Consider the following 16,556-nt stretch of genomic DNA (forward strand, 5'->3'; position numbering starts at 1 on the left):
GTGCGCCGACGCATTCGACCGTAGCAGAAAACATTGGAACTCATTGGAATTTCTTGGCATAGGTTGGCTCCTGCGCTAAGCTGCCCCGCATGGCGGCATCACTGGAGGAGCTCGAGCAGCGCCTGTCCCACCTGCGCACCGAGTTGCGCGGTGCTGTGCGCGCACGGGACAAAGCCGAAACCGCGCGCATCCGTCGCGCGCTGCGCGAGGCCGAGGCTGCGTGGGAGCACGCCCTCGAGTCCGAGGCGGGGCCGGACGGCCAGGTGCTCCTGACTGAGCCCCCGACCCCGCAGGCGTCGGCAACCACAGGCGCACCACGCCGCAAGGAGCGCCCGACGCACGGCTCCATCCCGATCCGCGAACAGGTCCACCAGGCGCTCACCCTGCTGGGCGCCCCTGCCTCCCCGAAGCTCATCTCGTCCACGTACGAGGCGTTCTTCACCGAGGCGCTGGTCGCCACCAAACTCGCGTCCCTCCGCCGCGACGAGGAGCGCTCCTTCACGGCACAGGGCTATGCCCGCCCCTACTACATCTGCGCGGCGCTGACCCATGACCGCCTCGTCCCCGCACGCGGACTCCTGGCCCTGTCCACCTGGCCCGTAGAACGGCGGATCATCGGCCCGCTCAGCCCGCGCGCCGACTTCCTCACCCACGCGGTGGGAACCGCCGAGCAGATCCAGCGACTCACCACCGCGGGGCATCCGGCCCCCGACGCGGCCTGGCGGCTACTGCGCCGTTTCGCCCTCACAATCCCGGGCGCCTACGACGCCGCGGCCCCGGAACCCGACCCCGCCCGCGTGATCGCGGCCGCCCACGCCGAAGCGGCCGTCCACCAGCAGGAGGACGATCAGCAGCGGCAAGCGGCCGCACAGCGCGCCCGTACCCAACTCGCGGACGTACAGCAATTGTTCGGTGCGGCACCGATGCGTGACGCCCTACGCGATGTGAGTGGGACCCTGTCCTGACGACCCCTTCCCGACGGCGATGACGTCAGACGCCTCGCACGCCGGTGAGCTCCCGAAGACGTTCCCGAAGTAGAGACGATGCCCTCGCAGCAGTCCGAACCTCCCGACGGCCGACTCGCGCGGTTGCGTGGACCGCAGCCCCCTCAGCCGTACACCGCTCGCAAGATCACCGCCCTGACCGCCAATCCCGCCTGCGCCCGCCGCGCCGTCCTCGACGCCGCCGGGGTGGACAAGGCGCTGCTCGCCCAGCAGGTCGGATACGAGGCGCGCTTCGGCCAGTCACCCTTCGCCCTCGCCCGCGAACAGGCGTTCCACGGCCTCGTGAAGTGGGGCGGCTACGCCGAGCTCATCCGGCTGCTGCGCGAGCAGCTCTCCGTCCCCGTGGCAGAGGCCCATGTCACCGACCTCAACGAGGTGGGGGGCAACACGGCCCTGCACGTGCGCGAGCGGGAGACCCGCCGCCTCATCGCGCACGTGGCCTCCGGCCAGGACGTACGGCTCATCCTCGACCGCCCCGTACTCACCCTCGAAGTCGCCGGTCAGACGGCGTACTTAGAGCCGGACGCACTCACCCACCGCATCGGGGGGAAGTTCTACGTCGTCCTGATCCGCTCGTTCGCGGCGATCGACGGCCAGGCCAATCCGAGCGCCGTCGCCGAGGCGGCCAAGCAGGCCGCGGTGTACGTCCTCGCCCTGTGCCGCGCCTTCGACACCGCCGGCCTGCCCACCGAGCAGATCTCCCACGAGTTCCTGCTCGTCTGCCCCAAGGACTTCTCCAACCGCCCCTACGGCCGCCTGATCGACCTCCGACAGGAACTCGACGCCCTCCAGTTCCAGCTCTCGCGGCTGCGGCGCGCCGAGGAGCTAGCGGCCCAACTCCCCGAGGCGGCGACCCTGGACACGAGCCGAAGCACGGACGAACTCTCCTCCTCCATAGAGGCGTTGGACGCGTCGTACACGCCCTCCTGCCTGTCCTTCTGTGAAATGGCGCGCTACTGCCGCGACGAGGCCGACGGATGCGCCTCGCCGGCCCGCCTGGGCAGCGGCGTGCGCAACGACCTGCCGGGCATCGACTCCACCCGCACCGCGCTCGACTACCTGGACGGCGTCGCCGCCCCCGGCGAGGCCGAGACGGAAGCCGCCGACCTGCTGCGCGCCGCCGACCTGCTGCGCCGACTCCGCCGGGGGGCCGCATGAGCGTCCTGTCCACCGTCGCGGCGCTCACGGCGTCCCGCACCGGCCGTGCCGAACCGCTGACGACCGTCCGCCACCAGCACCTGGACGAGAAGCCGTTCGTCCTGGTGCCGCTCACCCTCGCCGGCGAGGCGTGCGCACCCCTGGCCGCGCTCGCGGGTACGGACCCCGAACACCCGACCCTCCTCACCGTCCGCCAGCCACGCGACCGCGCCGAACGCTTCCGGTTCGCCGAGCGCCTCGCCGCACTCCTCCTCGCGTACATCGACGGGTGCCGGACGGAGACGGAGCCCTACACCGTCGGCCGCGGCAAGGAGAAGGAGGAACGCCTGCGCTACCAGCGGGCCCCGCAGCTCCTCGTGCCGAACGGCGAGGGCATCGCGTACGTGCGCCTGCTCGGCCGACTGACCAGACTGCGCGCCACCGAGGGGCCGTACGCGGTCGACTCGTCCGTGCCCGCCCTCGGCAAGTGGCTGACCTGGTTCGCGGACCTGGCCGAGTTCCCGAACTCCGGTGTGCTCCTCGCGATGACCCGGCTGCTTGCCGCGCATTGGGCCACGGGCCAGAGCCCCTCCGAGGACTCCCACCTCGCATCCCTGCTCGCCTGGATCGATCCGCCGGAGAGCAGCGACGGCGCGCGGGCAGCACGGGAGGCGGAGGACCCTGCTATGTGGCCGCCGGCCGGTCCGTCCACGGACCCGGTCTTCGACCGGACTCTCCACGAACTGATGACGCGCTACGACGAGGCGTCCGACGACCGCGGACGCGAGGCGGTCGGCCGCCAGATCGACCGTGAACTGATCGGCCAGATGCTGCCCACCTGGCGGCTGATGTGGCGCGGCGTGGAGCTGCTCCGCAATCTGCCTGAGGGTGCCCACGTCCCCGACCGCTGGTCCCTCGACCGGCGCTGGTTCTCCGAGTACGCCGAGTACCTGGACGCCGACGGCCGCCCGCAGGCCCGACGCGACCAGGCCGTCCGAGCCGCCCGCCGCCTGGCCCGGCTGGAGGACGCGGTCGCCCGCTACGAGGCGGAGCGCGCGTACGACGACCCGCTGGTGATGGCGGAGTACGAGCTGATCGGCGAGGCGTTCACGGGCACGGTGACGGCCAGGGACGAGGACCGCTTCCTCCCCGGCGCCCGTCCCGGCTCCCAGGTGTGGCGCCCGACGATCACGCTCCGCACCGACAACCGCATCGGCCTCGCGGTCGGCACGGAGGTGAAGTCCCCCGCCCGGCCCGGCCAAGGAGCCCGGATCCTCGAGGTCCGGCAGGAAGACGATGGCGGCCACACCGTGGTGCTCCAGCTCAAGGGCGGCTTCGCGAACAAGCGCAAGCCTCCGGCACCGGCCGGCACACTCGCGGAGGCCGGCGAGGAGCTGACGTACACCACGCTCAACCCCACGGCCATGCCGTCCGCCCTGCCGGACGAGGAGAACACCCCCTGGACCCACGGCGGTCCGCCGCAGCCGTACGAACCCACCGACGAGGACGCAGAGGAGACCTGGGAGTGACCGCCCTCTTTCCCGATACCGGGGAGCCCGAAGCCCTCACCCCCGGCGAACGCGCGGACCGGGCAGTTACGGGGATCCTGACCAGTCTCGACACCGCGCCCGGCCGGGGCGTCGTGGTGGACTCGCCTCCCGGTGCCGGGAAGTCCACGCTGGTGGTGAAGGCCACCGGGCACCTGACGTCCGCGGGTCACCAGCTCATGATCGTCGCGCAGACCAACGAGCAGGTCGACGACCTGGTGGACCGCATCGCGCGGGAGCATCCCGGCCTGGCTCTCGGCCGCCTCCACGCCAGCGGCCACATCCTCCCGCCCCGCGTCACCCGGCACCCCAACGTCACCGGGAGCAGCCAGGTGACGGACCTGCGCGACCTGCCCGTCGTGGTGTCCACCGCGAAGAAGTGGTCGTTCGTCACCCCGGACAAGTGCGCGCCGTGGCGGTGGGCCATCGTCGACGAGGCGTACCAGATGCGCTCGGACGGGCTGCTCGCGACAGCCCCGCTGTTCGCCCAGGACGACTCGCAGGTCCTCTTCGTCGGGGACCCCGGACAGCTCGACCCCTTCGCCACCGTGGAGACCGACCGCTGGCACGGCCTGACCTGGGACCCCCTTCGCAACGCGGTCGACGTCACCCTCGCCCACAACCCAGACCTTGTACGCCACCAACTCCCCGTCTCCTGGCGCCTTCCGGAGACAGCGGCACCCCTGGTCGAGCAGGCCTTCTACCCCTTCTACCAGTTCGTCCCCGGCACGACAGCACCGGAGCGCGTACTGTCGTACGCCAGCCTGTCCCACGGCTCCGGCCCGCTGGACGACGTCCTGGCCCGGGCCGCCGACTCCGGCTGGGGCCACCTAGAGCTCCCCGCCCGCCACACCCTCGACCAAGACCCGGAGGTGGCGGATGCCCTCGTGGCGACGGCAGCCCGGCTGCTGGAGCGCGGTGCGCTGGTCAACGGGGAGCCGCTGACCGCGGACCGCATCGCGATCGGCACGGCACGCACCGTGCAGGCGGACACGGTCCGCTCCCGCCTCGCCGCCCGCGGTCTGACTGGCATCACCGTGGACACCGCCAACCGCCTCCAGGGCCGCGAGTTCGACGTCACCCTGGTCTGGCACCCGCTGTCCGGCCGCCAGGACGCCTCCGCCTTCCACCTGGAGACGGGCCGCCTGTGCGTCCTGCTCTCCCGGCACCGCTTCGCCTGCATCGTGGTAGCCCGCGCCGGCATCCGCGACCTCCTGGACCGGCATCCGCGGAGCAGCCCTGTGTACCTGGACGTGCCTCCGAAGTTCCCGGACGGGTGGCGGGCGCATCAGGTGGTCATGGGGCATCTGGAGCGGGGGGAGCACAGGGTGCGCGCGACGTGATCACGGGACGAATGGGGTCATTGCCAGTGGCAGGCTGTACGGTCCACGCAGATGTGACGTGCGGGAGATATCTAGAGCATGGCAGTGATCGAGAACCCGATCATCAATTCGCCGTACGCGGAGCTGGCCTGGCCCTGGGAACTGGACGAGCAGGGGCAGCCAACCGGCGAACGGGTTCCCGGGCGGAACCTTCGACTCGCCTACCCAGTCTCCGATCCGGCTGCAGGGCGACGAGCTGCAGAAGTGCGTGCAACCGCCTCGAAGTGCGCGTGCAAACGAAGCAGTACCTCGGCGTCGAGGGCGGCGTAGGTCACCTGGCTCTCGGTGAGAGGTCGCCGGGTCCAATCCCCGGCTTGCTCCCTCTTATCGAGTTCCATGCCGAGCTCACGCGCGCAGACTTCGCGAAGGCTGTGGCCCCTGGCGGCGCGGCGGAGCCGAATCGACACGTCGCGCGTATCCAGCACGGCATCCAAGGCGAAACCGTGCCGGCCGAGGACCTCACGCTCGAATGAGGCATAGTGGATCAGCTTCGTCGTTTCGGCGCTCGAGAGCAGCTGGCCGAGAGGCTCCAGATCGGGAAGCTCTAGCGCGTCGATGAGGTAGGTCGCCTCGCGACCCGCCACCTGAATCAGGCAAAGTGTGCGATTCGCGAGCGTGGTTTCGACATCGAGGCCGACAACCGGTTCGGACACCAACGTGTCGACCGCTGCCTTAAGTTGCGGCAGCGTGCGTACCCAGATCAGCGGTCGATCATTCTCTCGACGCAGGAGGGGCAGCTCCGCTAGTGCCCCCTCAAGCTGGGCGACACGCTCTGCGTCACCACGCGTCAAAGTCCGAACGCCATCGGGCAAGCGAGGTCGACTGGCTTCGACCCCCGAAAGCCATCGCCAGGCACCGCCGACGTCGAGCAAGTAGCCGGCGACCACCTCGCGCTCGACCCACGGCGGCATCAGCGGTTGGAACTTGCTGAGGCGGTAGCTCGGGAGCGATTCGGCGACCTCTGCCCAGAGGCGGTCATTCTCCCAGAACTCGGGCTCCGCCAGCTTGGTGAGCGCGTCGCGGAAGCGGTGCCTATCAATATCCTCACCCCGCACTTTAATCAAGAAATTATCAGGGATGATCTTCCAATCTCCCGCGACTGCTTCGAGCGCGTACCGAAGCGTCGCATTGATACGTCCTCCCGCGAAGGTCCACCAGTGAATCTCCCCATCGTTGAACTCCACGCCTCCACGCTGGGAAATGATGACCCCACGCATGCAAGCGCGATGCTCGGCGAGTACCGCCCATGCCGCATCGTCGAGGTATGGGTAGCGCTCATCACTCAGGAGCACCGACAGAATGCGCTGGCAGACGTCAAAGCCGAGAAACTGCGGGAGGAAGCCTCCCCACGTGGGCTGCCGTCCACGTGGAGCCGCTTCGACGATCACGCGGCGGTCGTCGTGCCGTACTCGAAGGACGGCCCATGCGCGTCCTCCGAGCAGGAAGCTACTGGCTCCGTCGACGAGTCGGTCAACAAAGGCTTGGTTCAAAGAGCCCAGGGGCTGGCCGCCGACAGTTTGTACCGTGTAGGTCTGCGGGCTCGAGAAGACTGCGAAGAGCTCCATGAAGTTCTTGCAACCGAAACGACGTTCCGTTTTAGGCCCGAGGACTAGCCGGCCCCCTACAAGCCGCAATGCGCCGTCTCGTACCATCCATTTCAAGAGTCGGTCGTATTCGGCCCGGCGAATTCCTTGGAAGTCTGGTACGCGCGCCAGGTGCTCCCATGCGTCGTCGGCGGCGATCCCGTCGCTCGCAAGCGCAATGGCGAGCAGCTGATGGATGAGCACTGGCCAGCAACGGCGCTCTACCTCGACCGCTTCAACCCAGCCGGCCTTGGCCAGCTCGATCAGGGCGATGGCCTGTAGTACGCCCTCAGTTGTCGCGCAGAAAAAAGTGGTGTTGGCTGCTTGCCCCGTTCGCCGGCCCGTTCGCCCCATGCGCTGTAGGAACGAACTCACGGTGTCCGGCGCTTCCGCCTGCAGGACCCTATCGAGGTCGCCGACGTCGATGCCCAATTCTAGTGTGGAGGTGCACACGATGCAGGCGTCGCTGCCGTGGTGAAAACGCTCTTCAGCGAGTTGGCGCTCTTCCCGAGACACTGCGCTGTGGTGGACGAACACGGCGGTGCCGGCGCGCCTCATGTATTCGGCGACCGCCTCCGTCATTGAGCGGGACTGGCAGAAGAACAGGCTTTTCTGCCCCGTCGCGACGCGCGCCGCGTCGCGGGAGAGCTCTGCGAGATCCTGGCGATGGGCAACCAGAAGCTGCCGACGTCCTGGCTGCTTTGGAGGGTTGACCACGCGTCCCGGCCGATTCGATGTGCCTTGGACCCATGTCAGAATTGCCTCTGGGTTGCCCACGGTCGCGGACAGTCCCACGCGCTGAATGTCATGCTTGGAGATGCGTGCCAGGCGTTCGAGCACGCTCATCAAGTGGGCGCCTCGGTCGGAACCGGCCAACGCGTGGACCTCATCGATGACCACGGTTCGTAGATCGGCGAAGAGCTTGTTCTCATCCACTCGCGGCGACACCAGCATCACTTCGAGCGATTCCGGCGTCGTCATCAAGAGCTCGGCTGGCTCTCTGAGAAACTGGCGGCGGGGGTGGTCCGGCGTGTCACCGTGCCACACGAAGCGCCGTAGGCCGACCATTTCGGTGTAGAGCCCGAGTCGGTCAGCCTGGTTGTTCAGCAGCGCCTTGATGGGCGCGACGTAGAGTGCGCCTACCCCTTCCGGCTCGTCATCGACCATTTGAGAAAGGGTCGGGAAAATCGCCGCTTCGGTCTTGCCACCGGCGGTGGGTGCCAAGATGACCGCGTTGTCACCGGCAAGCAGTACCTCGCCCGCCTCTTCTTGCACCGGGCGCAGGCTCGACCAACCGAGCCGGGAAACGATCGCCTGTTGTAGGCGCGGTGCGAAGCGGGCGAAGACACTCACCACACATCCTCGGCTGGCACGAGCCCTTCCGCCTCGTCGTCGAGGTCAACGAGCGAGGCGGCGGAGAGGACATGCTGCTCCTCAGGGCTGAGTTCCTTGGCCTGAAACCCATACTCGGACATGGGCTCGTATTCCGCATGTTCCTCGACCAGGTCGAGCTGGGTGATGAACTCGCGCAGGAACTGGCGCGGCACCACGCCGACGTCACCCTTGAAGCCCGCGGTCACCTCCGCCACCAGCCGCTCCACGAAGGACGTGCTGATCTTCTGGTCGAGGCGGCCACGGTCCGATGTGGGGAACAGCTCGCGGAGACGAAGGGCGACCGACCGAAGCCGATCGGCGTCGAAGGGGACAAGCTCGAGCTGGGCCTGTCGCAAGCTAGCGAAGCGGCCCTGCTTCAGGAATCTGATCCGCTCGTGGAGCGGCTCGAGGCCAGCAACGCCATGCCGCGTGTCGAAGAACTCAGGCGTGCCCGTGAAGACCCACAACAAACCCGGATAGGAGCCTGATGCGTCAGCGATCTGCCGAATCCCATTGAGCGACTTGTGCCGCGAGTCCGAACGCATGCGGAGGATGGTCTCGGCCTCGTCGATGACGACGATGAGCCCTGCGTACCCGGCAGCCTTCACGATCTCGAGCACGCCCCGCAGGTAGTCGAGGGCATCGCGGCTCCCAATGTCCCCCTTGATACCTGCGGCCTTCTTGGCCGATGCAGCAACGTTGCCGCTGCCGCACAACCAGGAAATGAGAGCTCCTGCCTCCGCAACATCTCCCTTCTGCTTCAGCTCAAAGATGGTCTGAATGACGCGAACGAAGTCCTGAGGCGCTTGACCGCCCGTCATGGCCGCTAGGTCTTCGTCGAGGCGCTTCTGCACCTTGGCATCGAAGGCGGGGTCCGAGTCGTCCTCTCCAGCCGCGACGAGACTCTCTTCCACGCGGCCAATCCACCGGTCAAGGACGTCGCCCAGGGCTCCTCGCGAGCACGACGCAGTCCCGAGCTCGGTCAGCACCTTGCGATAGACATCGTCGAATCGATGGAACTTAAGATCATTATCGGAGACCACGACGAAGCTAGTCGCGAACCCCCGAGCCTGCGCATCCAGCAGCGCGAGGCGCGCCATGAACGTCTTGCCGCAACCGTAGCCTCCGCGGAGGAACTTGACGGTGCCCTCGCCACTCCTCGCCAGGTCGAGCTGTCGATGCAGCTCTCCGCGTTGCTTCTCGATGCCGACGGCGAACGCGTCGATTCCCCGCTCGGGCACCAGGCCTTTGCGCAGCGACTCAAAGACGTGCTCGACGTCCTTCTGGGTCAGGGTGCTCATCCGCTTCCCTCACGTACGTATCGCTTCACTCCGGCCACAACGTCGATGCGCACGCCGAAGGGGACCTTCTGAGCATATGCCTCGAACTGGAGGGCAAAGCGCCGCAGGCCACGCGGGCCGCCCAGCATCACGGCGGCCTCGTTCTCCGTGACCGTGCCATGCGCCGCCAGGTGCTCGAATACCTGCCGGACCCCCGACTCGGGGAGCTGCTCCAACCAGCTCGCATTGCCCGCCCCGATGCCCGCTGCTGGTGTGGATGGTGGTGACGCCAGCCCCCGCGTCGCCGTGACCGCGAAGCGAGCATCCGGTACGCACGGCACCACGTCCGCCACAGCGCTCGGATGGTAGATCTCGATGAGCGCTCGCGCGTCGACGGTTCCGGAGAGCCGGAAGAAGAGCTCGAAGCGTTCACCGACGGTCGCAACGACCACCCCGCCCGCGATCCGCGCCTTGCCGCGTGTCTGGCAAAGCTCGACCTGTACGCCCTCGGCGTCAGGGACCCGCAGCGCGAGCTCGATATCCTTTGGGCTTCCGAAGTCCAACGACCGCTGCGCGAGGACTTCGACTTTGGCTTCGATGCAGTGCATCCCCGCCACGCCCTCGCTGGCCTCGGCTTCTATGCCGTACTCCACGCTGCTCCCACCAGCCGCCGTGCGATGCACCACGGTCAGCACCGGAATGACGCGCTCTTGCAGGCTGTTGCCGCCATGGACAAAACTCATGGACCGTCGGCCGGTATCGAAGACCGCCGTGGTCTCCGGGAACATCAAGTGCCCGTTCACTCCCTCGTAGCCGAGGTCCGCCAGCGCGACCCTGACTTCTCCCGCGTGATCCGCCGCCACTGGTGAGAAAACATGCCTTCGTTGCGGATCGATGCGACGACCGTGGGCTTGGGCGGATGCGACACTGTCCTCCAGCAAGAGGAAGCCGTGGTCGCTGGTGAAGACGAACCGACGCACGCCCGCGTCTCGAAGCAGATGCCAAGCGGCACGCAGCTTCTGCATGACGTGGTCGAACACGGCGGGGCCGACACCTTTCTCGCCGGCGTTGTCGATCTCCTGGCTGTGTACGACGACCAGTCGTGCCTGCGTAACCGAGCGCTTGAGCGAGGTGCTGTCGCGGCTGACCACCTCTTCGAGGGTGAGCCATGGACACGTCCCACCGCCGACCCGGTCGTGCATGGCCCGCTTGCGCGTTTCAGGGTCAGACACACGAAACTCACCCGTCTGAAAGCCCTGAACCCTTCCGGAGTCGCCCGCCATCGAAACGCGCAGACGACCGTTCTTCTCAACGGGCGCGAGCACGTTCATGCCCACCTCAGTCACGGTGGGGAGCTCGGCAAGCCGGGGTTTGAGCAGCACGGTGGTGGCCGGGGTGCCTTCCATCTGGCGGTAGAGCTCCTCGCCCATCTCAAACCGCAGGGCGTCGACGACGAAGTATGCGGTCGTTCCTGCTTCTTGGGTCAGCGGCTTGACCACCTCGTCGAAGAGCATCCGCTGCTGTTGCGAAGCGCTTGCGAGGAAGCCCTGTGCCTTGCAGAGCGCGTTGAACTCGCGCGCCCAGGCATCGGCCCACACGCGCCAGGCGCGGCGCATCCCGTCGAGGCGCGTCCGCAGGGTCTCGAACTCGGGAAGCTGTGGGTAGAGCAAGGCCATCCGCCTTTGCTCCAACTGTCGATGCGCTTGATCGACGGCGGCGCCGCGCTCGACGTAGGCGCTCACGGCGGCTTCGAGGCCACCACCGTCGCTCGTGCCGACCCCGATTCGCTCGCCCGCACGCGCGATCGTCTGGCCCAGACGGGCCGCGTCGCGGACGAGCTGCCAGGCGGACTGCCTCGTGGGATCATCTCGAAGCCAGAACGACGTGCTCGTCGACTTGGGGTGCACCCGCATGTCGGACCAGTCGGCGGCAAGGTCGTAGGCCGCGCGATCGAGGGCAGCCAGCGCCGCCTTGAGAACCTTGTCCTCCTCGAACCGGAACGTGTGGACCTTACCGAGGTCTTCGGCCCGGGCCGCGTCGACCTCATCGGCGAGCAATGCCTCGGTCTCGTCTGCCGTCCGCTGGTAGAAGCCCGCGCGGTGCTCCCGGAGATGGGCCGCCACGGTGCGGCAGGTTTCGATGACCGGGCGCGGCAGGTCGGCGACCCGCGCCAGGTGTTCGCTGATCGGCGCACGCTTCAGATCGTCCACGTACTCCACGCAGAGCGCCCAACTCGCAGCGACGAACGCCACATCCTCGGCGCGCGGCCGCGAGGGCGGAAGCGTGGTGTCGCGCCAGGAACCAGGCAGGCCGACCCAAGCGCCGAAGCGTTCCCAGAGCGCATCCTCGTCGCCAAGCTTGTCGATTCGTCCGGCGACGAATCCCCCCGTGAGCAGGTCATCGAACACGGCCGTCGGTTTCATGGCCTGGAGTTGCGCCGCGATGCCCCCTTCGGTGTCATCCAGGAGTGCGCTCAGCCAGGCGTCGGCCCCCGCGAGCGTCATGTCGGGCTGCGACTTGAAGGAGGCGATCTGCTCGGGGCGCACCCGTCCCGCGGCGGCCTCGGTGACGAGGGTGTCGAGCGCCTTCCGGTACCTCGCGCCGGCCGCGTATAGCTCGAAGAGAGGCGTCTGTCGCACGGTCTCCTCGGTGAAGCCCGGCAGGTGGATGACTAGCGGTACCTTTTCCGTTCCTGCGGCGACCCCGTCGAGTGCCATCATCAGCGCCAGGTGACTCCCTCGGAACGCGTGGATCTCGTAAGGCAGCGCACCGGCGTCACACAACGCCTGGAGGCGGTCGACAAACGCTCCGTAGTGCCCGGCCTGGTCGAGCCACACGACAACACCTTGCCGGCGCACCCACAAGCGCAGGTCCGCTTCGAGACTCACGGACACGGGGCCGCCGAGCCCCGCCGCCAATGACTGGGGTGCTGCTGCCGTGGTCACGTGTCGTTCTCCTCACTCGTCTCAGCGTCGTCGTAGGCGTCCTCGTTCTCAAAAAGCTCGACGGGCGGGACGAGATCGGCAAGGAAGTCCTTGCGCGCGCGAACCTTCTCGGGGTACTGCGATTCGAACGCCGCGCGAGCCTCGGGCTCATCGGGGGCGAGGATGCGGAACTCGGCGCCCTGCTTTTCGGCCAGGCGCAGCTCCATCTCCCAGAGGGCCTCGGCGTGGGCCAACCAAAGACCCGTCTCAAGGATGCGCATTTCGGGTACGAGCTTTCTGCTCTTGCCACGTCCCATGCGCCGCGCGGCCTCCTTCTCAATGGCGGCGAGGGCCTTGGCCGGGTGGTCGCGCAGGAGGGCGTCGCGGTAGGGGCGGTCGCCGCCGTCACCAAGGTCGCATCCACCGAGCCGGTAGGGGGCCTCCTCGATCTTAAAGTCCGGACCTACCTCGTCCTGAAGTCGCAGCTCCCAACTCCAGGCGCGCTCGTGGTGATAGCGCCAGAAGCAGCCGTGGGCGACGGCAAGGCTCGGGTCCTGCTGGCACTTCTGGTCGACCCGGGTCGGCCAATAGCGCATCGCCAGGTGGGACCAGTCATAGTCCTTGCGGCCCTGCGCGGTGGCGAGTTCCTTCCACCACTTCCTGGGGTCCTTCCACTGCGGGTCGAGCAGCGGCCACAGCGCAGCGGAGTTGATCATCACGCCGTCGTCGAGGCTAGGCGCGTAGCGAGCATCCTGCTCGCGCTGCAGGCACTTGTTGTCGGTCGGCGGCGCGCCCCGGTCGGCGCACTGCTCGACGTCGGCGATGAAGGCTTGCAGTTCGTCTCTGGTTTTAAGCACCCGGTCGTATTGCCGCTCGGCGGCGCGGGAAGCCTTCTTGTCGGCGCTGTCGCGGGCGGAGCGCAGATCGGAGAGCTCTCCGTCGAGGCGGGCGAGCGTCGGCACGAGGTGGTCGGCGAGCAGCACCCGCAGGGTTTGCTCGTTCATTCGGTGAATGTTTACCCAGGCGACGAAGGTTTTGTCTGGCGAGGAGAGCGGCCAGTGGATGGGCCGGTTCTCATACATGCCCTTATGGACGTCCTTGAAGAAGTCGAGGGCCAGCCAATCGCGCAGGCCTCGCTTCGTGCCGATGGCCAGGCCGTACTCGCTCCAAGCGGCGTGCAAGGGCGCTGCGGCGGGGTGGCCGAGGCTGTCACGGCGGTCCTCGGCGTCAAGGGTCCCGTCGAGGAAGAGGACGCCGTGCGGCAGGGTCTGGGAAACGTCGGCGATGCTCGGGTCTAGCACCCCCTTTCCCACAGAATCAAAGCGCCCGAGGGCCACGCCCAAGGCGAAGCTCAGGTGGTCGGCGGGGAACTCACTGTCGGGCTGTTCGATGTAATCGGGGAGCGGCTCGCCCTCAGGGCGGTCCACGGCAGTCTGGGCCCAATCCTGGGCATAGCGCCAGGGGGAGGGGCCGGGGTGTTTGAACTCGACGGAAGGCTCGCGGTGCGACTCGTGGGTTGCGAATGCCGCCTCGACCTGCGCGAAGATGGCGCCAGCGTCGTCCACGGGGAATAGGGGAAGTCGATTCACATCCCCAACAAGGAAATCCATTCCTGGGTTGAGTGACGAAAGTACGGATCGCGCGAGTGATGAGTTCAAAAGGCAGACGGTTGAAGCGAGATTATGCTCACCCGGAAACACGGATGCACCCTTGTGTCCAAAGATCGAGCGGTACCGATGGGCTCTTGCGGTGAACCCGCTACCGATGAGTGCAAACGCGACGCCTTTCTCGAAGTAGTGAACTTCGTTCTTGACTGTTCGAGAGTATGACCCGTACAGCTCCTCATTGAAGATCTTTACTTCCATGCCGAAGCGCGAGAAGCGCACTATATCCCTAGCGTCTTCAAGCCATGCTCGTCCTTCTGCCCCCTTGATGTATAGGGCCCAAGTCGCGCGAGGGCAGGGATCCAAGGCATCCATCCCAAGATAGAGGTGAGACGGCAACACCTCCCACACCAGACGAAGAAATCGGGTATTGTTTTGTGTGGACAACCCATTCCGCACTGGTGCAGCATCAGCCAGCTTCGCGAGACTTGCGTATTGCCTTATGAAGTCGATTTCCCACCAATAAACCAGCGGCCACTCTGGCACGACCTTCAGCGCGGCCGGGTCGAAGGTGCGGCGGCCTTCGTGACAGAGGGTGGCCGCACGTTTCCGTCGGGTTCGCGCCCGGTCGTAGGACGTATCATCTGATGGCGTGGGTTGCTGGGCCATACCGGGCTCCGGTCGGCGTGTCGACCGGTGAACCACACTCGCGGTGACGCTCAACAGGTCGTTGGGAACCTCGTCGAAGGCACCCACCGCGAAGTCACCAAGCCCACGCACGTCGAAGTTGCTGAGGATGCGTTCCCGCAGCCCTGCATACTGCTTGATGAACATCCAATTCCGCATCGTGAGCATCGCCGACACGCCGCCGTCGCGCACTAGTTCCAGCCCACGCAGCAGGAACGCCGCGTAGAGGTCTGCCTTGCCGAGCGGGTATGTCTTCTCGATGTACTTCGTGTCCGCCATCTTGCTCGTGCCCTGGTACGGCGGGTTCGCCACCACCAGGTCGTAGGCCCCCTGGCGCACAAGCCGCACGAAGCGCACACCCGCCGCGAGCTGCTCACCGCGAAGCCGCAGACCGAGGTCATCGCCGCCTGTGTGCTTCGCCAGAAAGCCCTCGAGCAGGTCGAGCAGGGTGGCCTTGGCCTCGTCGCGACCGATGGCGACGCGCTCGGGCTGAGGCCTGAAGTCGGTGAACAGGTCACCCTGCTCGGCTACCGCCCGCCCAAGCACAGCCTCGTGCCGCTCCAAGGCCTCATCCACCGCTGTGTCCACTTTGAGCAGGCTGCCCAGATGGTCGGCGCCGCGCAGGGCGTGGATCAGCGTGTCGGTTAGTCCGCCCGGGATGCCGGTTTCGCGCTCCACCTCACGGCGCAGCTCGATGAGCACTGGGTCGTCGTCGGGCAGGCTCGCCAGGCGCAGGTTCGACGCCACCAGGTTCAGCCGCTCGGGCCGGGCGTCGGGTGCGACCTGCCGGGCCTTCAGCCACAGCGCGGCGGCCGCGATCTGCGCCGCCCGCGGGTCCAGGTCGATGCCGTGCAGGTTGTGAGACAAGATGCGTTCGACGACGGCCCGTTCGGACCAGCGTTCCTCGTCGGCCTCGCCCCGATGCCGGGATTCCTCTCGGTAGAGCGCCACGAGCAGGTCGAGCGCCACGACCAGGAAGTGCCCCGAGCCGGCCGCGGGGTCGAGTAGCTTCAACTCGCGCACGGTCTCGGGCGCCTGCGCCACGGCGTCCTCGGGGATCGGCTGCGGCACGTAGTAGGCCCAGCGGCGTTCAGCGTCGGTGTGGAGCGGCATCAGATCGGTGAGCGCGACCTCGCGCGACGCGCGCTTGGCACGCCACTCGGCCCTCCGCTCTTCCAGGCGGTCAAGCGTGCCGTCGGCCTGAACCTCGGGCGTCCACCCGTGCTTCTGGCACATGGCCAACCACATCGGCCCCAGGCTGTTCTGGAGCAGCCAGTCCACCATGTAGCGCTCGGTGAACATCTGAGTCTTGCTGGCGATCTCGTGCAGTTCGACTTTGCCGCCGCCGTTGAGCTTGTCGTCGAGCGCCTCGCGCTCGGGATCGTTCCAGTACTGGTAGACCCAGCCGAGCGTCATGTCGTCGGTCCAGCAGCTCTCGAGCGCCTCAGCGTTGAGGGCGTCGACGACATGACGCAGTGTCGCCGCCGGAACCGGGACAAGGTCGGCCACCCCTGCTGGCCCATAAAGGCCGGGCAGCTCGGTGGCGAGATCCTCGAAGGCCAGGCGCAACAGAAAGGCGTAGCCCTCGGTCTCATCGCCACGCACGAGCCCCGGCGCGAGCTGCCGGAAGTCCCTGTAGGCGCGGCTCTCCCAGCCTTCGGTCACCACGGCGGGCGCGCGAAGCGGTTCGCCCGAGGGTCCCGGTGCCTCCATGAGCCGCAGCATCAATAGCCGGTTCAGCAGTGTGTAGGCGGCCTGCTTTTCGGCCTCGCGGCGGAAGTCATCCGTGGACCGGTCTCCCTTGGCGTTGGCGGCGCCCTGTGCTCGCAGCTGCTCGGCTACCCACGCCTCCAGGCGGCCTCGCCGGGCGCGCGCAACCTCGTCCAGCCCTGCGTCGCGGGCGTGCACCGAGAGCCGGTAGGCCGTCTCGGTGGCGGCGTGGAGGTCCTCGAGCAAGCGAGCACGCAGAGACCGGATGGTCGTCGAGAGCGCGCGCTTGGCGTCGGTAGTCATGGGCATGGTCGTCGTCCTCCA

8 protein-coding genes are annotated in these 16,556 nt (G+C 67.4%); 4 read left to right on the forward strand and 4 right to left on the reverse strand.

Annotation, left to right across the window (positions count from 1 at the left end):
* Positions 1-89: 89 nt before the first annotated feature.
* From ACWDEX_RS21285 to ACWDEX_RS21300, 4 genes are all read left to right on the forward strand, one after another.
* On the forward strand, positions 90-965 hold the full coding sequence (locus tag ACWDEX_RS21285; protein WP_450465251.1) for a hypothetical protein: 876 nt from the start codon (positions 90-92) through the stop codon (positions 963-965).
* Positions 966-1,043: 78 nt separating this feature from the next.
* Positions 1,044-2,162: a hypothetical protein gene (locus tag ACWDEX_RS21290; protein WP_450465252.1), complete on the forward strand. Its 1,119-nt coding sequence runs from the start codon at positions 1,044-1,046 to the stop codon at positions 2,160-2,162.
* Positions 2,159-3,670, forward strand: coding sequence for a hypothetical protein (locus tag ACWDEX_RS21295; RefSeq protein WP_450465254.1), 1,512 nt, complete (start codon positions 2,159-2,161; stop codon positions 3,668-3,670). Before ACWDEX_RS21290 ends, ACWDEX_RS21295 begins: the two co-directional genes overlap by 4 nt.
* The gene (locus ACWDEX_RS21300; RefSeq protein WP_450465256.1) at positions 3,667-5,031 is read left to right on the forward strand and encodes an AAA family ATPase; all 1,365 of its coding nucleotides are present in this window, start codon (positions 3,667-3,669) and stop codon (positions 5,029-5,031) included. Before ACWDEX_RS21295 ends, ACWDEX_RS21300 begins: the two co-directional genes overlap by 4 nt.
* Before the next feature lie 200 nt (positions 5,032-5,231).
* Here the strand turns inward: ACWDEX_RS21300 and ACWDEX_RS21305 are convergent, their stop codons facing one another.
* The 4 genes from ACWDEX_RS21305 to pglX are packed head-to-tail and all read right to left on the reverse strand — an operon-like array spanning position 5,232 to position 16,535.
* Positions 5,232-8,006: a DEAD/DEAH box helicase gene (locus ACWDEX_RS21305; RefSeq protein ID WP_450465258.1), complete on the reverse strand. Its 2,775-nt coding sequence runs from the start codon at positions 8,004-8,006 to the stop codon at positions 5,232-5,234.
* Positions 8,003-9,328: a BREX system ATP-binding protein BrxD gene (gene brxD / locus ACWDEX_RS21310; RefSeq protein ID WP_450465260.1), complete on the reverse strand. Its 1,326-nt coding sequence runs from the start codon at positions 9,326-9,328 to the stop codon at positions 8,003-8,005. The genes ACWDEX_RS21305 and brxD overlap by 4 nt, the downstream gene beginning before the upstream one ends.
* Entirely contained in the window at positions 9,325-12,252 is a 2,928-nt protein-coding gene (gene pglZ / locus ACWDEX_RS21315; protein WP_450465261.1) for a BREX-6 system phosphatase PglZ, read from the reverse strand. Before pglZ ends, brxD begins: the two co-directional genes overlap by 4 nt.
* A complete protein-coding gene (gene pglX, locus ACWDEX_RS21320) occupies positions 12,249-16,535 on the reverse strand; it encodes a BREX-6 system adenine-specific DNA-methyltransferase PglX (RefSeq protein ID WP_450465262.1) in 4,287 nt (1,428 codons plus the stop codon). Before pglX ends, pglZ begins: the two co-directional genes overlap by 4 nt.
* Positions 16,536-16,556: the final 21 nt, after the last annotated feature.

It is taken from the genome of Streptomyces sp. NPDC001020, from assembly GCF_053599115.1.